The sequence below is a fragment of the Sinorhizobium sp. NG07B genome (assembly GCF_002532005.1).
In the GTDB taxonomy this organism is placed as follows: Bacteria; Pseudomonadota; Alphaproteobacteria; order Rhizobiales; family Rhizobiaceae; genus Sinorhizobium; species Sinorhizobium fredii_C.
The window spans coordinates 1,897,711-1,920,405 of the sequence record NZ_NWTD01000001.1; the positions used below are offsets into that span (position 1 = coordinate 1,897,711).

The 22,695-nt window shown below is 62.6% G+C and carries 22 protein-coding genes and 1 pseudogene; 6 read left to right on the top strand and 17 right to left on the bottom strand.

Going from position 1 to position 22,695, the window contains the following annotated elements:
- Window positions 1–64: 64 nt before the first annotated feature.
- Window positions 65–2,315, bottom strand: a pseudogene (locus tag CO664_RS09270) (ComEC/Rec2 family competence protein).
- Here CO664_RS09270 and CO664_RS31165 point away from each other — a divergent pair.
- Together CO664_RS31165 and gltA are read left to right on the top strand one after the other, a co-directional pair.
- Window positions 2,286–2,456, top strand: coding sequence for a hypothetical protein (locus CO664_RS31165; RefSeq protein ID WP_234820174.1), 171 nt, complete (start codon window positions 2,286–2,288; stop codon window positions 2,454–2,456). The pseudogene CO664_RS09270 and the gene CO664_RS31165 overlap by 30 nt on opposite strands.
- 377 nt (window positions 2,457–2,833) lie before the next feature.
- Entirely contained in the window at window positions 2,834–4,123 is a 1,290-nt protein-coding gene (gltA, locus tag CO664_RS09275; RefSeq protein WP_037422981.1) for a citrate synthase, read from the top strand.
- A gap of 28 nt (window positions 4,124–4,151) precedes the next feature.
- Here the strand turns inward: gltA and lpxB are convergent, their stop codons facing one another.
- From lpxB to CO664_RS09345, 14 genes are all read right to left on the bottom strand, one after another.
- On the bottom strand, window positions 4,152–5,336 hold the full coding sequence (gene lpxB, locus CO664_RS09280; RefSeq protein WP_097538496.1) for a lipid-A-disaccharide synthase: 1,185 nt from the start codon (window positions 5,334–5,336) through the stop codon (window positions 4,152–4,154).
- Window positions 5,333–6,214: an LpxI family protein gene (locus tag CO664_RS09285; protein WP_097538497.1), complete on the bottom strand. Its 882-nt coding sequence runs from the start codon at window positions 6,212–6,214 to the stop codon at window positions 5,333–5,335. Before CO664_RS09285 ends, lpxB begins: the two co-directional genes overlap by 4 nt.
- 5 nt (window positions 6,215–6,219) lie before the next feature.
- Window positions 6,220–7,038, bottom strand: a complete 819-nt coding sequence (gene lpxA / locus CO664_RS09290; RefSeq protein WP_176536540.1) for an acyl-ACP--UDP-N-acetylglucosamine O-acyltransferase — start codon at window positions 7,036–7,038, stop codon at window positions 6,220–6,222.
- Window positions 7,035–7,499 carry a 3-hydroxyacyl-ACP dehydratase FabZ gene (gene fabZ / locus CO664_RS09295; protein ID WP_012707899.1) on the bottom strand — a complete coding sequence of 155 codons (465 nt, stop codon included), beginning with the start codon at window positions 7,497–7,499 and terminating at the stop codon, window positions 7,035–7,037. The genes lpxA and fabZ overlap by 4 nt, the downstream gene beginning before the upstream one ends.
- A complete protein-coding gene (gene lpxD / locus CO664_RS09300) occupies window positions 7,492–8,556 on the bottom strand; it encodes a UDP-3-O-(3-hydroxymyristoyl)glucosamine N-acyltransferase (RefSeq protein ID WP_097538499.1) in 1,065 nt (354 codons plus the stop codon). The genes fabZ and lpxD overlap by 8 nt, the downstream gene beginning before the upstream one ends.
- Window positions 8,557–8,599: 43 nt before the next feature.
- Complete coding sequence (gene bamA / locus CO664_RS09305; RefSeq protein WP_037422998.1) at window positions 8,600–10,933, bottom strand: outer membrane protein assembly factor BamA; 2,334 nt, start codon at window positions 10,931–10,933, stop codon at window positions 8,600–8,602.
- 250 nt (window positions 10,934–11,183) lie between these two features.
- Entirely contained in the window at window positions 11,184–12,308 is a 1,125-nt protein-coding gene (gene rseP, locus CO664_RS09310) for an RIP metalloprotease RseP (RefSeq protein ID WP_097538500.1), read from the bottom strand.
- A gap of 138 nt (window positions 12,309–12,446) precedes the next feature.
- A complete protein-coding gene (locus CO664_RS09315; RefSeq protein ID WP_097538501.1) occupies window positions 12,447–13,280 on the bottom strand; it encodes a phosphatidate cytidylyltransferase in 834 nt (277 codons plus the stop codon).
- A complete protein-coding gene (locus CO664_RS09320; RefSeq protein WP_097538502.1) occupies window positions 13,280–14,023 on the bottom strand; it encodes an isoprenyl transferase in 744 nt (247 codons plus the stop codon). The genes CO664_RS09315 and CO664_RS09320 overlap by 1 nt, the downstream gene beginning before the upstream one ends.
- A 36-nt stretch (window positions 14,024–14,059) precedes the next feature.
- Window positions 14,060–14,620, bottom strand: a complete 561-nt coding sequence (frr, locus tag CO664_RS09325; RefSeq protein WP_037423008.1) for a ribosome recycling factor — start codon at window positions 14,618–14,620, stop codon at window positions 14,060–14,062.
- A 53-nt stretch (window positions 14,621–14,673) separates the two neighbouring features.
- Window positions 14,674–15,396: a UMP kinase gene (gene pyrH / locus CO664_RS09330; RefSeq protein ID WP_037423036.1), complete on the bottom strand. Its 723-nt coding sequence runs from the start codon at window positions 15,394–15,396 to the stop codon at window positions 14,674–14,676.
- Between the two features lie 192 nt (window positions 15,397–15,588).
- A complete protein-coding gene (tsf, locus tag CO664_RS09335; RefSeq protein ID WP_037423011.1) occupies window positions 15,589–16,512 on the bottom strand; it encodes a translation elongation factor Ts in 924 nt (307 codons plus the stop codon).
- A gap of 255 nt (window positions 16,513–16,767) precedes the next feature.
- Window positions 16,768–17,535, bottom strand: a complete 768-nt coding sequence (gene rpsB / locus CO664_RS09340) for a 30S ribosomal protein S2 (RefSeq protein ID WP_014328193.1) — start codon at window positions 17,533–17,535, stop codon at window positions 16,768–16,770.
- Between the two features lie 205 nt (window positions 17,536–17,740).
- Window positions 17,741–18,562, bottom strand: a complete 822-nt coding sequence (locus tag CO664_RS09345; RefSeq protein ID WP_037423014.1) for a cell envelope integrity EipB family protein — start codon at window positions 18,560–18,562, stop codon at window positions 17,741–17,743.
- 137 nt (window positions 18,563–18,699) lie between these two features.
- Between CO664_RS09345 and CO664_RS09350 the strand changes: the two genes are divergently transcribed.
- Genes CO664_RS09350 through CO664_RS09365 form a run of 4 tightly spaced genes read left to right on the top strand, consistent with a single transcriptional unit; the run spans window position 18,700 to window position 21,561 of the window.
- Window positions 18,700–19,167, top strand: a complete 468-nt coding sequence (locus CO664_RS09350) for a RidA family protein (RefSeq protein ID WP_097538503.1) — start codon at window positions 18,700–18,702, stop codon at window positions 19,165–19,167.
- A 12-nt stretch (window positions 19,168–19,179) separates the two neighbouring features.
- On the top strand, window positions 19,180–19,905 hold the full coding sequence (locus CO664_RS09355; RefSeq protein ID WP_097526831.1) for a glycerophosphodiester phosphodiesterase: 726 nt from the start codon (window positions 19,180–19,182) through the stop codon (window positions 19,903–19,905).
- Window positions 19,906–19,909: 4 nt separating this feature from the next.
- Window positions 19,910–21,097, top strand: coding sequence for a GNAT family N-acetyltransferase (locus CO664_RS09360; protein ID WP_097538504.1), 1,188 nt, complete (start codon window positions 19,910–19,912; stop codon window positions 21,095–21,097).
- A gap of 44 nt (window positions 21,098–21,141) precedes the next feature.
- Window positions 21,142–21,561 (top strand): HIT family protein, encoded by a 420-nt coding sequence (locus CO664_RS09365; RefSeq protein ID WP_097538505.1) that lies wholly within the window; start codon window positions 21,142–21,144, stop codon window positions 21,559–21,561.
- A 10-nt stretch (window positions 21,562–21,571) separates the two neighbouring features.
- On the opposite strand, the gene CO664_RS09370 is transcribed toward CO664_RS09365, so the two are convergent.
- Complete coding sequence (locus tag CO664_RS09370) at window positions 21,572–21,916, bottom strand: AzlD domain-containing protein (protein ID WP_037423028.1); 345 nt, start codon at window positions 21,914–21,916, stop codon at window positions 21,572–21,574.
- Window positions 21,913–22,650 (bottom strand): AzlC family ABC transporter permease, encoded by a 738-nt coding sequence (locus tag CO664_RS09375; protein ID WP_037423030.1) that lies wholly within the window; start codon window positions 22,648–22,650, stop codon window positions 21,913–21,915. Before CO664_RS09375 ends, CO664_RS09370 begins: the two co-directional genes overlap by 4 nt.
- Between the last annotated feature and the right edge of the window lie 45 nt (window positions 22,651–22,695).

A 22,695-nucleotide genomic window follows, 5' to 3' on the forward strand; every position in this document is an offset into this window, starting at 1 on the left:
ATCAGGAATAATCGAGAGGCAACGCCAAACGGCGCTGCAGACCCTCGTCTCTTGGGCTCAGGATCTAGAATGCAGGCGCTTCGGAGGAAAAACTGTCGCTGCGCCAATCATAGCGGCGGTGCTGCTCCCACGGTCTCTGCGTCGATGGAAACGACCTCACGACGCGCATGCGCTGAGGCTGCGCCGCGTCGGCATAAACCTCGATCGCGCCGGTCTGCCGCAAGGTTCTGCCTGTCACGAGCAGCGTCTTGCCCGACGAACAGGCCGGCAACGCCCGCCTCGTTGCGGCCACCACTAGGTCGACGCGGCCGCACAGGTCTGCAAAGGCGTCCGGCGCTTCAACCACGGCAATTGTCCAGCCTTCCCTGCTTACACCGACGCACCACTCGCCCTTGCGACAAGTAAATGCGCCCCGCTTGGCCGCAACCAGATAAGACACCGCGTCCCCACTCGCCATTCTGCCGGCAGGCTGAGGGCCTGGCACGGTCCGCGCTCGGCGGTCGACGCCCTCCTTGGAGAAGCGGCCTGCGGCGGACGCGTTGACCGGGGCAATATGGCTTTCGAGGGCAAGTGCCCGTTGCCATTGCGAGAAGATGAACTCGGGTGGCCGCGCCTTGTTGGTGGCGATCGCCTCGCCGGTGATCAGGCCGACGAGTTGTCCGTCTTCGGAGATCGCAATCGAGGGCAGTTCTGCCTGGCGTTCCAGTGCCATGGACAACCCGCCCATGACGATCAGCGCCGCGCCGGCGAAAGCGAGCCGGGTTCTGAGCACGCAGAGCAATACGCCGCCGAATGCGAGCAGGAAGAACCCTGTGAGGCCGATGCGGCCAGTGACCCACTCACCGTCGAGTGTCGCCACATAGCGCGCGACCGCAAGCATCCAATCCAGCCCCTGCCCCATGACCACCAAGGGGTAATATTCGAGCCCGAAGGGCATGAGAAGCATAGCGAAGAGTCCGAAGGGCATGATGAGAATGCCGATCAGCGGTGTCGTCAGGACATTGGCGAGCAGTCCGTAGGCGGGCAACCGCTGGAAATGCGCTGCTGCATAGACGGCAGTGGCCAACCCGCCGATGAGCGACGTCGCGACCGTGGCCACGACGGGACCGGAAACCTGGCCGAGGCTCCGCCGAGAGCTCCTTTCCTCTGCATTCCGCAGCCGATGGTCGCGCCAGCGAGCGTAGCCGGCCACGAGCGCCAGCGTCGCGGCAAAGGACATCTGAAAACCGGGACCGGCAACGGCCGAGGGCGACCACGCAATGATGATCAGAGCGGCAAGCGCGACATTGCGCAGGCTGATCGAGACTCGGTCGAAAAGAACGGCGACAAGCATGATCGAGATCATGATCCAGGATCTGAGCGCCGACACTGCACCGCCGGAAATTAGAATATAAAGGAAGACCATGGTGAGCGCGCCTGTGGCCGCGTATTTCTTGATCGGGCGTTTCGCCGCCAGGCCGGGAACCAGGCTCAGCAGGGTTCGTGCACCGATGAGAAAGGTGCCCGCCGCCAGCACCATATTGAGCCCGGAAATCGCCAGGACGTGGGAAAGGCCGGCGGCCCGCAGCGTCTCGACCGTTTCCCGGCTGATGGCACGCTCCTCGCCGGTCACCAATGCGGCAGCGATGGCGCCGGTGTCGCCGCCGATTGCCGCCCGAATCCGATTGCCCACCCCTTCGCGCAAAGCCGCAAGGCGGGCGTCCATCTGCAACAAGAGCGACAGATCGCCGTTGCCGTCCGCCGGCCTGCGCGGCGCACCGTAGAAAAAGCCGACGGCGCCCACGCCCTTGAAATAGGCACCGAAGGCGAAATCGTTGAGGCCCGGCAGCGCCGGTCCTGACGGCGGCGAGAGACGAACCTTGCCTTCGATGGCCGCGCCGATGGCGAAGGGCTCGTGGCGACTGCGGGCCACCAGCGTCGCCTGCCCGGGCGGCCTGCGGAGCTTCGGCTCGGAGGTGCCGACGATCTCGACCAGGTAGCGCCACCGCCCCTTGTCGTCCGGCTCGCGCGAGAGCACGGTGCCGCGCAGGTTCGTCGTTACCGGGCCATCAAGGACGATCGTGTCGACACGGCGCGTTTCGATCACCGCAAGCAGCATGCCAGCGACAAGGATTGCTGGCGCGAGCAGGAGCGGCCGCCACGCACGCAGTTTCCCCCGGCATAGCAATGTAGATATGCCGAAAACGCAAAGCAGCGGTGCGAGTTTGGCAAGTCCGACGTTCTCCGGCAGCGAAAACCAGATAAGCGCCCCCGAGCGCCAGAAGCACCGGAACCAACGCAAAGCCATGGCCGAAATCGTCTTCCTCGCGCAGCATCGCGCGCAGAGAACCAGCAACGGCGGCTGCTGGAAAACGAAAGGGGCTGACAGAAGAGCGGCGATCGAGCCTTGCGAGGGGAGCTGTGTGCGCCTTGATCTGCGGGTGTTCGCAAGTATCGACGACCAAGTCGGCGGCTGACAGGCTCCATGCGCCGAGCTCCGCGTCGCGCATCACTGCCGGTCCCTCCCCCTCCCGCATTTCGCCCTGCTCTGCCCCCTCTGGCCGCCCGCACCGATCCTGCAACCAAAGGAACCTTATTGCAATCGCAAGACTATCTGCCGAAAAAATAGGCAGATCTGAACTGACCTGCCTGAACCGTGAGGTTAGCGATCATTGATCTTTGCGGATATATTGCCATACCATGCGATTGTTGCGCCGCCATATGCACATTTTCGCATCGCACAATTTGCCTTTCGTACAGCTTGGCAGTCGAAAGTAAATCATATAGCAAATTCGCAACGCTCAATTTGGTGGCATAGGACGACGTGCCACAGCGCCAAAAGACGGAGGGTCCCATGTCAGGAACAAGCGCGACAATCTCAATCGATGGTAAAGCAGCGGACCTGCCAGTGAGATCGGGATCGATCGGCCCGGACGTGGTGGATATCGGCTCGCTTTACAAGCAGACCAAGATGTTCACCTACGACCCTGGCTTCACGTCGACGGCATCGTGTGAATCCAAGATCACCTATATCGACGGCGACGAGGGGGTGCTGCTGCATCGCGGCTACCCGATCGAACAGTTGGCCGATCACGGCGACTTCCTGGAAGTCTGCTATCTTCTTCTTTACGGCGAACTGCCGACGAAGGCGCAGAAGGACGACTTCGACTATCGCGTGACGCATCACACGATGATTCACGAACAGATGTCGCGGTTCTTCACCGGCTTCCGCCGCGACGCTCACCCGATGGCCGTCATGTGCGGCTGCGTCGGCGCTTTGTCGGCCTTCTATCACGACTCCACCGACATCACCGACCCGCATCAGCGCATGGTCGCGTCGCTGCGCATGATCGCCAAGATGCCGACGATTGCGGCAATGGCCTACAAGTACCACATCGGCCAGCCCTTCGTTTACCCGAAGAACGACCTCGACTACGCCTCGAACTTCCTGCGCATGTGCTTTGCCGTGCCCTGCGAGGAATATGTGGTGAACCCTGTCCTGTCGCGGGCGATGGATCGCATCTTCATCCTGCACGCTGACCACGAGCAGAACGCCTCGACCTCGACCGTGCGTCTCGCCGGCTCGTCGGGCGCAAACCCGTTCGCCTGCATCGCTGCCGGCATTGCCTGCCTCTGGGGTCCCGCGCACGGCGGCGCCAACGAAGCGGCCCTCAACATGCTCGCCGAGATCGGCTCGGTCGACCGTATCCCGGAATATATCGCCAAGGCGAAGGACAAGAACGATCCGTTCCGCCTGATGGGCTTCGGCCACCGCGTCTACAAGAACTATGATCCGCGCGCCAAGATCATGCAGAAGACGACCCATGAGGTGCTCGCCGAGCTCGGCCACAAGGACGATCCGCTCCTGGAAGTCGCGATGGAACTCGAGCGCATCGCGCTGACGGACGAGTACTTCATTGAAAAGAAGCTCTATCCGAACATCGACTTCTATTCCGGCATCACGCTGAAGGCGCTGGGTTTCCCCACCACGATGTTCACGGTGCTCTTCGCGCTTGCCCGCACCGTTGGGTGGATCGCCCAGTGGAACGAGATGATCGAGGATCCGGAACAGCGCATCGGGCGTCCGCGTCAGCTCTATATCGGCGCGCCGCTGCGCGACTACGTGCCGATCTCCAAGCGTTGAAGCGCCCACCTCGAAGCGAAAAGCCCGGTCAGGACTGGCCGGGCTTTTTCTTTTGGAGAAAGTTCATGACGATTTCCGCCGCTTTCTCGCCCGGAGGGCTGTCGGTCGCCATACGCTGCTGCACGAGAGCGAAGCCATCGAGCATCGCAGCGCGCTGCGGCGTGTCGCTCGATAGCCTCTCGAACCAGCGCGTCAGTGTCCCTGGCCGAATGGCCTTGTTGAAATATTCGGGAACAATCGGAAAGTCTGCGATGAGGTTCGGCAGTGCCGCCGTCCATATCCGGATCTTTTCATGGAGGAGCGTGACGAGCCAGTCCGCACGATAGGTCGAAACGACCGGGACACCCGCGAGCGCCAATTCGAGGATGACCGTGCCTGACGCCGCGATTGCCGCGTCCGCCTCGCCGAATGCCCGCCACTTCATTTCCGGATCAATGGTTATTTCCGGCTGGATTTTCCAGGATGCGGTCAATTCCCGCACGCGAAGTTCCTGGCGCGGGACGGTCGGCAGCAGGAAACGCGTGCCCGGGTTGCGTGCAGCAATCTCCGCAACGGCCTCCGCGAAAACCGGCAGCAGGCGGCTGATTTCGCTCGCGCGCGATCCCGGAAGCAGCAGGCAGGTCTTGCCCCCTTGCCCCCGCCCCGTTTGCAGCCTCTGACGCCGGTGTTCCCGAACCGCGAGCAGGTTGGCGTCCGACGCCAGCCGGTGGCCGACATAGCTGGTCGGCGGGCCGCCGAGCGTCGCCATCACCGCCGGCTCGAAGGGAAGCACGGCAAGCACAAGGTCGACATAGCCGAGCATCCGGGGCGCCCGCTCGGGCTTCCAGGCCCAGACGCTCGGACAGACATAGTCGATGATCGGCATGTCCGGCATTGCGTCGCGCACCTGCCGCGCGACGCGATGGGTAAAATCGGGGCTGTCGATGATGACGAGCGCATCCGGGCGCGCCGCCACGATGGCGCGGGCCGTTTGTCTGATGCGCAAAAGAAGCTTCGGCAGACGCGCCAGGACCTGCGAGAAGCCCATGATCGACAGTTCGCTGTAGTCGAACAGCGAGACAAGTCCCTCGGCCTCCAGCGCATCGCCGCCGACGCCGACGAGTTCGATCGGCGCGCCCATCCGCCCCTTGAGCGTCCGCACCAGATCGGCGCCGAGCAGATCTCCGGAAACCTCCCCGGCTATCACCGCCAGCCGATATTTCCGGCCGTTCATCGCGCCCGCTCCCGGGCGTCGCGCTCGATTCCAAGAACGAAGAGGCCGCGGCGGTTCGCCGTCTCGATAACGGTCGACCGTTCGAGGACCAGTGCACGCCCGGCCTCGACCGCTATGCCGGCGAGCCCCGCGGCGGCGGCGCCTGCCACGGTCGAGGGCCCGATCGACGGGAGATCGGCCCGTTCGTCCTGCTGCGGTTTGCAGAGCTTGACGAGAACGCCGCGACGGCGGCTCGATAGGCGGCCATCGGCCTTGAGTTCGGCGACCCGCGCCAGCATTGCGTCCGTTCCTTCGGCGCCCTCCAGGGCTACCACCCTGCCCCCGACAGCGACGGCGCCCTGCCCGACGTCAAGCGCTCCGAGCGCGTTGGCGGCGGCAATCCCCGCCTCGATGTCGCGCCGATCCTCGTCCGCCGGCGCGTGTTCTCCGATGGAGCCGGCATTGGCAAGCAGATCGGGAACCACCTCGTGCGCGCCGATCACTCGGGCGCCGCTTGCCTCGATAAGATCCATCGCCATGCGCAGCACGGCATCATCGCCGCCGGATACCAGCGTCCTCAGGACACTCGGCACTTTTGCGAGCGTTTTCAACGTCGGCCGGATGTCGCGCCAATCTGGCCGCCTTTGGACCGATCCGGATAGCACGACCCGATCGATCCCCTCCGCCGCAAAGGCTTTGCTGATCGCGGCGAAGTCGCCGATGGCCAGCATCGCGTGGTCGAAGCCGCTCCAGTCGCCATCCGCCTCTCGCGAAAGCGCTATGATGAACGGATCTTCGCCCTGCCTGCGGGCCGCCTCTGCAACATGGTGGGGAAGCGCACCGGCGCCGGCAATGATGGCAAGCCTGCCGCTGCTGCGCGGCAGGTGCGACGCGGCCATGGCTCTCAACCCTTACCGCCGCGATTGGGCGATGACAGTGCGCGGTCGCTTTCCGCGGCGATGAAATCGAGAATCTCCAAAGCCGGCGGGCAGTCGAGATATTCGTCGCGAACCGCAGCCGCGTTGGCGCGGATCGATTCCGGTCCCTCGAAGATCTGCTTGTAGCAGCGGCGCACCGCATGGATGACCGGGCGATCGATGCCGGCGCGCGTCATGCCGACAACGTTGAGGCCGCTCAGCACACCCGGGTTGCCGTTGAGCATGCCATAGGGAATGACGTCGTAGCTGACGGCCGACAGCCCACCGATAAAGGCCTGCTTGCCGACCCGGGTGAACTGATGAACGGCCGAGCCGCCGCCGAGAATGGCGCGATCCTCGACGGTCACATGACCGGCAAGCATCACGTTGTTCGACAGGATGATGTTGTTCCCGAGCCGGCAATCATGCGCCACATGCGAATAGGCGAGGAACAGGTTGTTGTTGCCGACGACGGTCGTCCCGCCATGTTCGACGGTGCCGGTATTCATCGTCACGCCTTCGCGGATCGTGCAGTTCTCGCCGATTACGAGAGTCGTATCCACGGCGCTGTGATGCACGCTCTGGGAATCACCGCCGATGACCGCCCCGGGGAAGATCTTCGTGCCCTTGCCGATCGTCGTGCGCCCGCTCACGACCACATGGCTCAGGAGCTCGATATCGTCGCCTAGAACGGCGTTCGGTCCTATATGGCAAAACGGGCCGACCTTGACGTTCTCGCCGATCACCGCGCCGTCTTCGACAACGGACGCCGGGTGGATCTTGGCACTTGATGCAATCATGTTCAGGCGTCTTCCTTGCTGACAATCATCGCGCCGATATCAGCTTCCGCGACAAGTTGCCCGTCAACTTTTGCGTCACAGTGAAACTTCCAGATATTGCCCCGCTGCTTCTGCTTGGTGACATGGAACTCGACACGGTCGCCCGGCACCACGGGCTTGCGGAAGCGCGCGTTGTCGATCGTCATGAAGTAGACGAGATTGCTGCCGATGCCCGTTTTGCGTGCGCAGATGGCACCCGCCGTCTGGGCCATGCCCTCGATTAGCAGCACGCCCGGCATGATCGGCTTTTCCGGGAAATGGCCGGTGAAATGCGGCTCGTTGGCCGTCACGTTCTTGATGCCTATCGCCGAATTGTCGTCATCGATTTCGATGATGCGATCGACGAGCAGGAAAGGATAGCGGTGGGGAAGAAGTCTGAGGATCTCCTGAAGGTCTGCCGTGCCGAGAACTGTCGCAGCGTCATTCATCCTTGCCACCCTTTTTCTTATGCCTTTCGCTTGAGCGCATGGCGATTTCCGCGATCTCCCGCAGGAAGTCACGCATCGGCCGCGCCGGAATTCCGCCGTATCGCTCGCCCGCCGGAACGTCGCTCGCCACGCCGCTCATTGCGGCGATCTGTGCTCCATCTCCGATTGTGATATGTCCGTTGACGCCGGCATTGCCGCCGATCATTACGCCGTCGCCGATGCGCGTGCTGCCGGCGATGCCGACCTGACTGACGATGCCGCAGTAGCGGCCAATGCGGACGTTGTGACCGATCTGCACGAGATTATCGATCTTCGTGCCCTCGCCGATCACCGTGTCGTCCATAGTGCCGCGATCGACCGTCGTATTGGCACCGATCTCCACATGGTCCTGGATGATCACGCGGCCGACCTGAACGATCTTGATCATCCCCCCCTTCGGACCAGGCGCATAGCCGAAACCGTCCTGGCCGATGCGCGCGCCGGGATGAATGATGACATTGTTGCCGATCAGCGCGCAGAGGATGCTGGCGCCTGCCGAGATCGTGCAATCCCTGCCGATCCGGACATGAGGGCCGATGACCGCACCGGCGGCGATCCGGGTGCCGCTGCCGATCTCCGCGCCGGCACCGACCACCGCCATCGGTTCTACCTCGACTCCGGGCTCGAGGCGCGCCGTCGGGTCGACGAAGGCGCCGGGCGCAATGCCCTGCCCGCTGGTGTTGTACGAGGGACGCAGCGCCTCGCCATGCAGCAATGCGCCGGCGAGCGCGAAGGCCGTATGCGGCTTCTGGGTCAGGAGAATGGGAATATGGTTCGGAACGATCGCGGCGACGGCCTTGTCGCAGATGATCGCGGAAGCCTGGCAGCTCTCCAATTCATCCCGGCTCTTGCGCGACAGCATGTAGCAAATCTCGCCGGACTTGGCGCGATAGACCGGCGCCACCGTATGGATCGTACGATCGGCCGCGTCGGCATCAGAGAGTTCCGCCCCAAGCCGATCCGCGAGGTCACCCAGACGAATCCCTTCATGGGGCGGAAAAAACCAGTTCTGTTCCATGGACACTCCAGAACGTTTTCGTGGCAGTTCTGGACTGCACTTATCAGAACGACGAGTTGATACCAAACTTGAAGTTCTGGATCTCGTCGAAGTCTTCCTTAGCAACCGGCACTGCGTAGTCGACACGCAGCGGTCCGAACGGCGAAGCCCAGATCAGGCTGACGCCGACGGAAGCGCGCAGCGAGGCGTCCGTACCGCGGGCGAACTCGCCCGCACCCGTCAGTTCCACATCGTTGCCATAGAGCGTGCCGGCATCGACGAAGAAGGCACCACGGAAGCCGCTGTCACGCGGAATGCCCGGCAGCGGGAACGAGGCCTCGGCCGAGGCGGTGAAATAGGTGGTGCCGCCAAGCGCGTCGCCATTGTTGACGCGCGGACCGATGCCATTGCGTTCGAAGCCGCGGATGTCGTTGCTGCCCAGCTGGAACTGGTCGAAGACTTCCATCGAGCCGGAGGTCTTGAAGAGGTGCCCGGCGCTGCCGGCGAGCGAGGCGATGATGTCCGCCTCGTCGTTCACCGTGTAGTACCACTTGGCCTTACCCGTGAGCTTGTAGAAGTCGGACGTGCCGCCGAGGCCGGCGAACTCCTGCGTCACCGAGGCGAGGATACCCTCGTGCGGCAACTGCGCGTCGTCCAGCGTGTTGTAGGTGACCGACTGCGATACCGACGAACGTGTCCACGGGCTGTCCTCGACCACGCGGTCATAGGGCGACGACAGCTCGTCCTGATCGCCGAAATATTCGAGCTCCGTGTAGTTGTAACGCAGCGTCGTCGACAGGTTCTCGGTGATCGGCGCGGTGACGCGCAGGCTGAAGCCCTGATCGTTGTAGCTGTAGTTGTCGTCGTCGTAGTCGTGCTCGTTCTTGAAGAGGTCAAAACCTGCGGCCAGGCGATAGCCGAGGAAGTAAGGCTCGGTGAACGAGACATTGTAGGTCTGGCTGTCTTCGCCCTTGCCGGCGGCCAGACGGATATATTGACCGCGTCCGAGGAAGTTCTTCTCTTCGATCGAGGCTTCGACGAGGAAGCCGCCGCCGCTGCCGGCGGCATAGCCGGCGCCGATGCCGAACGAACCGGTCGACTGGTCCTGCACGTCGACGACGACGATGACGCGGTCAGCCGCACTGCCCGGCTGGGTGGTGATGTTGACCGACGAGAAGTAGCCGAGGGCCTCGAGCCGGCGCTTGGCGCGGGCGATCATTTCCTGGTTGAAGGCGTCGCCTTCGCCGACATCGAATTCGCGGCGGATGACGTAGTCGCGCGTACGCGTATTGCCGCGGATCTCGATGCGCTCGACATAGGCGCGCTCGCCCTGGTCGACGAGATAGTCGACGGCAATCGTGTGATTGGCGAGATCGCGATTGCCGCGCGGCGTCACGCGGGCGAACGGATAGCCCGCCGAGGCGACACGCTTGGAGATCGCGCTCATCGTGTCCTGGATGTCCTTGGCCTTGTAGACGGAGCCTTCATGGCTCTGCACGAGGCCTTTCAGCTCCTCGGCATTGATGCCCTCAACCGTCGACTCGACGTTGATGGCACCGAAGTCGTAGCGCGGACCTTCTTCGACAGTGATCGTCACCGTATATTCGTTGGTCGCCTCGTTGAGCGTTGCTTCGGACGAGATGATGTTGAAGTCGGCATAACCGCGATTGTAGTAGAATTGCCGCAGCAGCTCTTCGTCGGCACGCAGCTTGTCGGGGTTGTAGACGTCCTTGCGCGTCAGGAACGAGAAGATCCCGGATTCCTTGGTGGCAATCACCGACTGCAGGCGGCCGTCGCTGTAGGCCTCGTTGCCGACGAAATTGATCTGCGTGATCTTGGTGCGCTCGCCCTCGTTGATGACGAAGGCAAGGTTGACGCGGCCTTCGGCGATCGGCACGACCTGCGTCGTCACCGTCACGTCGCTGCGGCCGATGGCGGCATAGGCATCCTTGATGGCCTGGATATCAGTTTCGACGGTCGCCTCGCTGTAGGGACCGAGCGGCTGCGTGCGAACCACGCCCTGCAGCTTGTCGTCCTTGATCTTGCGGTTGCCGTTGAAGACGACCTGGTTGACGAGCTGATTCTCGCTGACATTCACGACGAGCGTGCCGCCGGAGATGCTGATGCTAACGTCGGAGAAATAGCCGGTTGCGTAGAGCCGCTTCACCGAAGCGTCGATATCCGCATTGCTGAAGCTCTTGCCGGGGACGATCGTGATGTTCGCGCGAACGGTTTCCGGGCTGACGCGCGTGGCGCCACGGACTTCAACACGATTGATGACCGCGGCCTGGGCGACCGACGCGCTCGCAACCAGTGCCGCACCGGTTCCTGTCGCAACCATGCTTGCCGACAGCGCAAACGCCGACACCGCGTTCAAAAACCTTGAACCAGCTTTCATTGCAATTCTTACCTTTTTCCAACGTCCCGCGGCAATTTCGTACCGACTCCGGTCACGGTTGCCGTTTTACCCGCTTTTCCCATACAAGCAAGCCAGCTCGTTAATTTCTGTTTACTTCAATTCGAACCGTGGCTTAACAGCCACTACGGCGTTGCGTTATCGTAAACAAATCGTTGCAAAGCAAGCGTGTGAAACTCGCTCGTCACAGCTTTCCCAAAAGTTCAGATCCCCTCGTCGGCGCCCGTCAGTGCTAACCGAACAGCCAGTTGAGGTCGTTCCAGGCGGCAAAGACCGTGAGCATCAGCACCATGGCGAAACCGATCCGGAATGCGAGTTCCTGGGCCGCCGGGCCGACCGGCTTGCCGCGCAACGCCTCGACCGCATAGAACATGAGATGGCCGCCATCAAGCACCGGAACCGGCATGAGGTTAAGCAATCCTATCGAGACCGAGAGGACGGCGGCAAAATTGAGCACTTCGGCGATGCCGAGCTTTGCCATCTGGCCGGACATCTGCGCGATGCGGATCGGCCCACCCACCTGATCGGCATTCATGCGGCCGACGAAGAGATTCGACAGATAGTCAAACGTACCGGTGACGATCCGCCAGCTCTGCAAGGCGCCCTGCCCGACCGCTTCGAGCGGGCCGTAGGTCTCGACACGGAAGTTGCCGGCCTCCTGATTCGTGCCGATGCCGATCTTTCCCTCCTCGACCTTGTTGCCGAGCGGATCGACGGATTCGGTGCGTTGCGGCACCATGTCGAGGTCGACGGTGGCGCCTGCGCGCTCTATGCGGACCTTGATCGGGAGTTCCGGACGAACACTGACGTAACGGCGCACGTCGTCGAAGGTGGCGATAGGCTTGCCGTCGATCGAAATCAACTTGTCGCCCGGCAGGACCCCGGCCTTTTCGGCCGCACTGCCGGGTGCGACGAAGGCCACCACCGGATCGGCCACGGCGCGGCCATAGATCGAGAAGAGAACGGCAAAGATGGCGATCGCCAAGAGGAAGTTGGCGATCGGGCCGGCCGCGACGGTTGCAGCCCGTTTCCACAGCTTGGCGCCGAGAAAGGTGCGGGCGCGCTCTTCCGGCCTGATCGTTTCCAGCCGCCGATAGTCGGGCGTGCTTGCCGCATCCTCGTCGCCAAAGAATTTCACATAGCCGCCAAGCGGGATCGCGCAGAACTTCCACCTCGTTCCGTGCCGATCCGTCCAGCCGAAGAGCTCCGGGCCGAAGCCGACGGAGAAGGCAACGATGCGAATTCCGGACCAGCGGCCCACGAGGTAGTGCCCCATCTCATGGACGAAGACCAGCAAGGTCAGGAGGAACAGGAAGGTGGGGATGGTGTATTGAAGATTGTCTAGCAGAAGGCTCATATCGATTCCTATCGCATCCGCGTTGTCGCCGCCGTCAGACTTTGGATGCCGCGCGATCTTACCCTTATTTCTACCGGGATTTAAGGAAGTATGCAGCAGCGCCGGATGCGATGACGGAAGTGTGAGGTGATTTCCGGGCTAGAGGCCCAACAGGACGGAGGCGAAGTTCTCGTTCCTTCCGCCGCCGAGCAGGAGTTGAACAAGGACCAGAAGCAGCGCCGCGACACTGGCGAAGATCAACCCGTCGACGCGGTCCATAACGCCGCCGTGACCAGGGATCAGATGGCTCGAATCTTTCACGCCGAAGCGCCGCTTCACGAAGGATTCGAACAGGTCCCCGATCTGGCTTGCAATGGAGAGCAACAGCGCCGAGACCGGCATGCGCGCGTCGTCGAGCGAGAAATGGGCCATGAAGACGGCGACCCCGGCAAGAACGCCGCAGATCGCGCCGCCGACCGCGCCCGACCAGGTCTTGCCGGGCGAGATCGCTGGAGCCAGCTTCGGACCTCCGACCGCCCGCCCGACGAAATAGGCGAAGATGTCCGTTCCCCAGACCACGGCAAACACGAAGAGCATCGCAATGAGGCCCAGATAGTCCGCGCCACGGATCGCCGCCAGCGATATGCTTGTCAATCCGGCATAGGCGACGCCGGCCGGCAGCCACCAGCTCGTCCTCTTGATCAGCACCCAGAGAGTGGAAAGGACGATGCTGCCGGCAAGCACCGGCAGGCTGTAGGGCATATAGTCCATCAGCACCAAGGCGGCGATGACGGCCTGCGACAGCCAGCCGAGGGCATTGCCCTGGAAATCCCGCTCGGCAAGCTTGGTGATCGTCGACCATTCGTAATAGACGAGCAGGCCGATTGCGATAGACAGAAGCTGGAAGGCAAAGCCTCCGGCCCAGGTGGCACCGAGGGTTATCGCAGCAAGCACAATGCCCGATGCGATGCGGAGTTTGAGCTCTCTCTGCATCAGGACCCGACCGCCAAAGTCGGTTGCGGCAGCCCGCCGAACCGGCGTTCGCGGGAGGCATATTTCTCGATGGCGGCGACGAATGTCTCGCGCGTGAAGTCCGGCCAGAGTTCGGGAACGAACAGCAATTCGGAATAGGCCCCCTGCCAGAGCAGAAAGTTTGAAAGACGCTCCTCGCCGCTCGTCCGCAGGATGAGATCAGGGTCCGGAATGCCGGCGGTGTCGAGCGCCGCCGCTACGCGGTCGACGGTAATCTCGTCCGGGTGAAGGCGGCCGGCCGCCACCTCTTCTCCAAGACGCCGCATCGCTCTCGCCAATTCGTCGCGGGCGCCGTAGTTGAACGCGATCACAAGCGTGATCCCGGTGTTGGCGATCGTCGTCTCCTCGGCCTCGAGCAGGAGCGGCAGGATGTCGCCGCTCAAGTTGGCCCGGTCGCCGATGACGCGGATACGGACGTTTTCGCGGTGAAGGTCCGCAAGATCTCGGCGGATGAAGGCCTTGAGCAGGCCCATGAGATCGCTGACCTCGTCTTCCGGCCTGCTCCAGTTCTCGGAAGAGAATGCGAACAGCGTCAGATAGCGGATGCCGAGCTCGGCGGCAGTCTTGACGGCACCGCGCACCGCCTCGACGCCCTTGCGGTGTCCCATGGTACGGGGCAGTCCACGCGCGTTCGCCCAACGACCGTTGCCGTCCATGATGATGGCGACGTGAGCCGGCACGTTTGTGGGAACGAAATCTTGCATGGGCCGTCCGAAACTAGAGACTCGATTTTTCCGCGGTCAGACCTGCATGATTTCCTTTTCCTTCTCCGCGAGCAAGCGGTCGATTTCGGAAATCACTTCGTCGGTCATCTTTTGCACCCGCTCGGACTGAGCACGGCTCTCGTCCTGGCCGATGTCACCATCCTTTTCGGCTTTTTTCAGGCCGTCCATGCCGTCTCGGCGGACGTGGCGCACGGCCACTTTGCTCTTCTCGGCATAGTCGTGGGCGACCTTGACGAGGGACTTGCGGCGTTCCTCGTTCAGCTCCGGCAACGGAATGCGCAGATTCTGCCCATCGATGATCGGGTTGAGACCAAGATTGGACTCCCGGATCGCCCGATCCACGGCGCCGACCATCGACTTGTCCCAAACGGAAACCGAGAGCATCCGCGCCTCCGGGACGGTGATGTTGGCGACTTGGTTCAGCGGCATGCGCGAACCGTAGGCTTCGACGGTCACCGGATCGAGAACGTTCGCGGATGCACGACCGGTCCGCAGCGATGCGATGTCGTGCTTGAAAGCGGCGATCGCTCCGTCCATGCGGCGCTTCAATTCCTTCAGATCCACACCTTCACTCATGGTTCAGACTCCCATTTCTTCATCTCGGCGGCCGTCCCGGCCTCTGCAGATTATCAATTATCAGACACGATGGTGGCACGACCGCCACCGGTCAATATGTCCGCGAAGCCGCCCTTCTCATGGATCGAGAACACGACGATTGGAATGGCATTTTCCCGCGCCAGTGCCACGGCAGCAACGTCCATGACGGCGAGCCCCTTCTCGAGAACTTCGCTGTGGGTCAGGCGGTCGAAGCGCGTCGCGGACGGGTCCTTCTTCGGATCGGCGGAATAGATGCCGTCGACCTGAGTGCCCTTGAAGATCGCCTCGGCGCCCATCTCGGCGGCGCGGAGCGCCGCTGCGGAATCCGTCGTGAAGAAGGGATTGCCCGTGCCACCGGCGAAGATCACGACGCGGCCGAGCGAAAGGTGATAGAGCGTGGCGCGCTGCGAGAAGCTCTCGCAGATCTCCGGCATGGCGATCGCCGACAGCACCACCGTATCGATATCGAGCTTGCGCAGCGACGTCGCCAGCGCAAGCGCATTGATGACGGTCGCCAACATGCCCATGTGGTCGCCTGTCACCCGGTCGCCGCCCTTCGAGGCGACGGCGACGCCGCGGAAGATGTTGCCGCCACCGACGACGACACCGACTTCGACACCCATGGCCCGCGCCTCGGCAATGTCCGAGGCGATACGGTCGGCGACGGCGACGTCGATGCCGAAACCCTGGCTTCCCATCAAGGCTTCACCGGAGGCTTTGAGAAGAACGCGCTTGTAGATTGGCTTGGCCGACATCATCACTCCTGAGCAGATCGGCACGCATAGGCGACAGGCGCACACAGCGGCATGAGGACAATTCGTCTTGCGTGGTATCGACCGCCCCTGGCACAGCCCCGGCGGGTCCGCCGCAATAACGCATGCCGGATACACGAAGGGCACCGCGTTGTCACGCGATGCCCCCAGCTTTTCCCAATTGGAAAGAAGAAATCAACCCTTTGCGGCTGCTGCGACTTCCGCCGCGAAATCGGACTCTTCCTTCTGAACGCCTTCGCCGAGCAGCAGACGTGCGATACCGGCAACTTCGATCGGCGCACCGACGGTCTTCTCGGCTTCCTTGATCGCCGCCTCGACCGTCTGGTCGGGGTTCATGACAAAAGCCTGCGACAGGAGCGCAACTTCCTCGAAGAACTTGCGCATGCGGCCGTCGACCATCTTCTCGATGATGTTGTCCGGCTTGCCGGAAGCGCGCGACTGTTCGATGAAGACGTTGCGCTCACGCTCGGCGACGGCCGGGTCGATCTCGCTCGGGCGAACGGCAAGCGGGTTGGTCGCGGCGACGTGCATCGCAACCTGACGGCCGATCGCATTCAGCGCTTCCTTGTCGCCGGTCGACTTCAGAGCAACCAGCACGCCGAGCTTGCCGATGCCGTCGCCGGCGGCGTTGTGGATGTAGGTCGCAACTACGCCGTCCTCAACCTTGAGGAGGGCGGCACGGCGCAGCGTCATGTTTTCGCCGATCGTCGCGATGGCGTCCTTGATCGTATCCTCGACGGACTTGCCGGTTGCCGGATAGGCCGCCCTGGCGACAGCCTCAACAGTGCCTTCGGTACCCAGCGCGACATTGGCGACGCCGCGGACGAGGTCCTGGAAAGCGTCGTTGCGGGCCACGAAGTCGGTCTCGGAGTTGATTTCGACGACAACGGCCGTGTTGCCGGCACTGGCGATGCCGATGAGGCCTTCGGCAGCCGTGCGGCCGGACTTCTTGTCGGCCTTGGCAATGCCCTTGGCGCGCAGCCAGTCGATGGCGGCTTCCATGTCGCCGTTGGTCTCGGCCAGCGCCTTCTTGCAATCCATCATGCCTGCGCCGGTCTTTTCGCGCAGATCCTTCACCATTGCGGCAGTAACAGTCATCTTCTTGCCTCTTTGTCTGTTTCGCTGGCGCGCCAATCGCGGGTGGCGCCGTGCCAGTGGGTTTGGCAGGGAATGGCCCTTCAGTGTGACATCGTTATGACGCTGCCGTCGCGATGCTTGCGCGGGCAAAAACGTCTGCCCGACCGCACCATTCCTCGCTGAAAAAGAACAAGGCCGTTCAGATTTTCATCACAAACGGCCTCGTCCCGATATTTCATGGGTACGGCAGCCACGTATCGGCTGCCGTGGGCCAGATCAGGCTTCGGACGATTCGTCGAGAGCCGGCTCGACCGGTGCCTCTTCGGCTGCGCCGAGGTCACGGCCGGCAGCGCCCTGCTGACGGGCAATGCCGTCGATGGCAGCACGGGCGATGAGATCGCAATAGAGAGCGACCGCGCGCGATGCGTCATCGTTGCCCGGGATCGGGTAGTCGATCTGGTCCGGATCGCAGTTGGAGTCGATGACGGCGACGACCGGAATACCAAGGCGCTTGGCTTCTTCGATCGCAATCGATTCCTTGTTGGTGTCGATGATGAACATCAGGTCCGGCGTGCCGCCCATGTCGCGGATACCGCCAAGCGCCCGGTTCAGCTTCTCGCGCTCACGCTCGAGGTTCAGACGCTCCTTCTTGGTGAAGCCGGAAGCTTCGGAAGCGAGGATTTCGTCGAGCTTGCGCAGGCGCTGGATCGAGTTCGAGATCGTCTTCCAGTTGGTCATCATGCCGCCGAGCCAGCGAGCATTGACGTAATACTGGGCGGAGCGCTTGGCAGCGTCGGCGATGATCTCGGAGGCCTGGCGCTTGGTGCCGACGAAGAGCACGCGTCCGCCATTGGCAACGGTGTCGCTGACGACCTGCAGGGCGCGCGACAGCATCGGAACGGTCTGGGCGAGGTCGATGATGTGAACGTTGTTACGATCGCCGAAGATGTACGGCTTCATCTTCGGGTTCCAGCGGTGCGTCTGGTGGCCGAAGTGCACGCCTGCTTCGAGAAGCTGGCGCATGGTAAAGTCAGGCAATGCCATGCCTTTTTCTCCTTTTCCGGTTGAACCTCCGCAAGGCGTCGAACGCATCTAGATGCGCCCACCGGCGGAACAATCCGGATTTCTCCCGGAAAATCCCATGCCTCACGTGTGGAATGGGCAGCCCCTTAGCTGCAACTGCCCGATAAATCAAGTCAGCAAGTCAGTTTTTTGCCGCGACTGCTCTGCACAGCTCCGGCGATGGCCGCTACTTGCACTCTTCCGCGTTGAAGACTTCGAGATCGGCAAGCTTGCCGCTGAGCACGAAGTCACCATAGTCCATCGTCAGGTCGCGGGTGACGCCATTCTCGTAGAGCTTGAAGGACATGCGGTAGATTGGCAAAGCGTCGCCGCTCGCCTCGTCGTTGAAATAGGAGATCGTCACCGGCCAATAGCTTTCACCGGCGAGCTTGCCCGCCTTGCCGGCGTCCGCATCGTCGGGGGCGGGCTTGCGCGGCTTGCCGACGAAGGTCGAGGTGATCAGCGTCTTGTCACCCGAATCGGACCCGTCGAAGATGCGGGATTCGAAAAGGCCCTCGCCGCGCTTGGCCCGCTCGATCACCTCCAGCATATGCTCGGTCGGGAAGCGGCTTTGGGCGAGCGCTACCTCGCGTTTGTCAGGCGCCGTCAGTTCCACCTTGACGCCGGACTTGTCGTCGTGAGCGTTGCCGCGCACTTCCTTGTCCAGCTTCTCGTCGGTGAAGGAGCGGGTGAGAAAGCGAAAGCTCCTGTTCTTCAAGTCCTCGTAGGTGGTGGTCTGCTGATCGGTCAGGCGAACTTCCTCGCCGGTATCGACCTGGGTGACGAAGCGGAAGCTCACTGTATATCCCTCGCAAGCCGACCCATTGAACTCATAGACCATGCGTCCATACATGCCGGTGATGCCGGAGCGATCGGAGGCATTCTTCAGTTCGAGATCGTAGACGGCGCGGTGCGGCGTCAATGCGGCCGCATAGGCACCGCCAGCGACGGTCACGGCGGCGAGGCAGACGCTCCCCAGAGCGAGAAGACCAAAGCCTTTACGAAACATCCGTTTCCTCCTGTTGGACTCGCCGGCAATGGGATAAACAAACATTCGGCAGAAGCGAGGCAGATCCGGTCCGTGCCTGTCGCGATCCCTGCTTCGCATGCAGGATTTTAACACAAAAGACAACAAGGGAGCCCTCCATGTCCGCAGAGATTGAAACGCGTCTCAACGAACTTGGTATCGTCATTCCGGAGGCGGTTGCGCCGGTCGCCAACTACGTGCCTTACGTCATCACCGGCTCGACGCTCTACATCTCCGGCCAACTGCCGATGGAAAGCGGAAAGGTCGCGATCACCGGCCGTGTCGGCAAGGATGTCGACGTCGCCGCGGCGCAGCGCGCCGCCGAACTCTGCGCGATCAACATTCTGGCCCAGGCCAAAGCGGCGCTCGGCGGCGACCTCGGACGCATCCGCCGCCTCTTGAAGATCAATGGCTTCGTCGCCTCGGTTCCCGAATTCACCGAACAACATCTCGTCATTAATGGCGCGTCGGACCTCCTTGCCAACGTGCTCGGCGAAGCCGGCAAGCATGCGCGCGCCGCCGTCGGCATGGCGTCCCTGCCCTTCAACGCGGCCGTCGAAATCGACGCCATCCTCGAAATCGCCTGACCGGGTCGCTTCATGAAGGATATTTCCTGGCTTAAAGCCCAGCCGATCGCCCACCGCGGCTATCACGACATGAATCGAGAGGTCTGGGAAAACACGCTTTCGGCCTTTTCCCGCGCTGCGGAGGCGGGCTTTGCGATCGAATGCGATCTGCAGTTTACCGCCGATAGCGTTCCGGTCGTCTTCCACGACCACGATCTGCAGCGCCTCTGCGGCATCAGGGGAGACGTTCGGGCGAAGACCGCCGGCGAACTCGGCCTATTGTCGATCGGCGGCACGAAGGACAGGATTCCGACGCTCAAGCAGATGCTTCGTCTCGTCGACGGGCGGGTTCCTCTCGTGCTTGAACTCAAGGGCCGCAAGGACGACGACGAGGGGTTCGCGGCGGCCGTGCTCGACACGCTCGAGGACTACGCAGGGCCAGTCGCTCTGATGAGCTTCGACCATTGGCTGCTCAAGGACCTGAAGGCGCTAGACGCCCCCTATCCGCTCGGTCTCACCGCCGATGGCGCCAATCCCGAGAAATTCTTCGTGCACGAGGAAGCCATGCAGCTCGGGCTGGACTTCATTTCCTATTTCTACGGGGACCTGCCGAATCCCTTCATAACCAAGGAGCGCGCCATGGGCCGCACCGTCATCACCTGGACGGTGCGCGATGGCCGGGCGCAGGAGCACAGCTTCGCCCATGCCGATCAGATGACGTTCGAGGGTTTCGATCCAAGGGAGACCATGATTTCCTAGGCGCATGTCAGACGCGATCAACATCCGCATAGAGCATTCGTTCACTTCGATACCACCGGCGAGCTGGGACAGGCTTACCGGCGCTTCGAAGACCTCTCCCGGCATGCCCTATAACCCCTTCTTATCGCATGCCTATCTCTCGGCGCTCGAGGAGTCCGGTTCGGCGACGACGGAGACGGGCTGGCTCGGTCAGCACCTGCTGCTCGAGGATGCGGACGGCTCGTTGCGCGGCGCGCTCGTCTGCTACCTGAAGAACCACAGCCAGGGAGAATACGTCTTCGATCATGGATGGGCGAACGCCTTCGAGCGCGCCGGCGGCCGCTATTATCCGAAGCTGCAATGTTCCATACCGTTCACGCCGGTGACCGGGCCGCGCCTGCTCAGTGCCGCGGGCGGCGATCTAAGACCGGTGCGGGAAGCGCTTGCCGCCGGCCTCAAGGAGCTTTCGCGCCGACACGGCGTCTCCTCCGCCCACGTCACCTTCGTGCTGCCCGAGGAGATGCCGATCTTCGAGCGCTCCGGATTTCTGCACCGAACCGACCAGCAGTTCCACTTCATCAATGAAGGCTACGGCTCGCACAACGATTTCCTTGCAACGCTCGCGTCGCGAAAACGCAAGGCGCTGAAACGGGAGCGTCGCGCCGCAGTCGAGAACGGGATCACCATCGAGTGGCTGACCGGCAGCGACCTCACCGAAGCGATATGGGACCAGTTCTTCGCCTTTTATATGGATACCGGCGGGCGCAAGTGGGGCCGGCCATACCTCACTCGCGCCTTCTATTCGCTGATCGGCGAGCGGATGGCCGACGACATTCTGCTGGTCATGGCCAAGCGCGGCGGCCGGTATATCGCCGGGGCGATCAATTTCATCGGCGGAGATGCGCTCTACGGCCGGCATTGGGGCTGCATCGAGGACCATCCCTTCCTGCATTTCGAGGTCTGCTACCACCAGGCGATCGACTTCGCGATTGAAAAGGGATTGCGGCGTGTCGAAGCGGGCGCGCAAGGCGAGCACAAGCTGGCGCGCGGCTACATGCCGGTGACGACCCATTCAGCCCATTTCATCACCCATCCGGGCCTGGCAAGAGCCGTCGCCGACTACCTGGAGCAGGAGCGCCGCGATGTGGAGGAGACTGGCGAATTCCTTGCGGAGCACGGGCCCTTCCGCAAGGGTGAGCGCCAACAGGATTGATAGGCAGCGGGACTTGCCGCTGCGAACCAGCAAGAGGAAACGACATGAGCGGCTATGACACCAACAACATCTTCGCCAAGATATTGCGCGGCGAAATTCCCTCACACCGGGTCTATGAGGACGAGGCGACGGTGGCGTTCATGGATGTCATGCCGCAGGCGGAGGGGCACGTGCTCGTTCTGCCTAAGGTGCCGTCGCGCAACATCCTCGACGCCGACGTTGCCACCCTGCCGGCGCTGATCGCCACGGTCCAGAAGGTCGCGATCGCCGTCAAGGAAGCTTTCGGCGCCGACGGCGTGACGATCATGCAGTTCAACGAGGCGCCGGCCGGCCAGTCCGTCTTCCACCTGCATTTCCACGTTATCCCGCGCCGCGAGGGCACTCCGCTGAAGCCGCATTCCGGTAAGATGGAGGATGGCGACGTGCTGGCGGCGAATGCGGAGAAGATTCGCCGGGCGCTGTAGGCCCCCCCTGTCAGAAACCCAGCCACCATAAGCCGCCGGCGAGCGTCAGAATCGCGGTCGCGATGCCAACTGCCGGCTTTTGCCTGGCAACAAAGAAGGCGACGGTGCCGACCAAGACGGCGCCGACCCGCAGCCAAAGCGGCGACTGCGCCAGCACTCCAGTCGGGTAAAGGATAAGCTTGGCGATCACTGCGGCAACCAGGGCGGTCGCGACCGCCCTCACCCAGTTCAAAGCCTCCGAATCATCGCGAAGTCGCTTGCCTGCAAGCACGCCCAGCCAGCGCCACAGGTCGGTCGCCAGCCACCCGGCTATCGCTATGAAGGCATAAGCCCACCATCCGTCCGTCCAGGTCACGGGCGCGCCTCCCGCCTGGAACGCCAGAGACGCTCCGCGCCCCAGGCGAGCGTGCCGCCGCCGACGCCCGCCAACAGAACGTCGAACTCCGGTGCGATCCAGTAGAACAGCGGACCTGCAACGAGACCCACCGCAAGCGCCACGTAGATAACCGGGTGGCGGGCCGAATGCCAGATCGAGGCAAGGAAATAGACCGGCGTCAGAAAGAAAAGGCAGCCTGCCACCACCGGCGGAAACTCGGCGACAAGGTGATAGACGACGCCAACCAGCACCATGTTTGCCGCGACGAGCGTCATCCCGAAGCCGGCGAAGAAGGCGACGCGATGCTCGCGCGGAACCTTTGGCACACGCTCCATCGCAAAGACCCACGCGGTAATGGCGATAAAGTGCGACAGAATGAGAAGCAGCCAAGTCGGCGTTCTGGAGCCACGTAGTTCGGGGACTAGCGCCGCAACCATCGGCATCAGGCGGACCGACGAGAGTGTGACCGCCAGGAACGCCGTCGCGAGGCTCGCGCCGCTCATGATCGAGCTGACGAGAATGACCTTCGCCGGCAGAGCCCAGACGATGCCGGTCATGAAGACGACCTGCTCCGGCGGGATGCCTGCCTGAGCGGTCAGGGAGCAGAAGCCGACGAAGGAGAGCATAAGTATGATCGCCGGTAGACTGAAAATCCCCCGAGCCCCGGTCAGAAACCAGGCCAGCGCCGACCGTTCGTCTTCGATATCATCCATTGAATCACGCGGAATGAGATCGCCCCTCAACAAGACGGTGCCGGG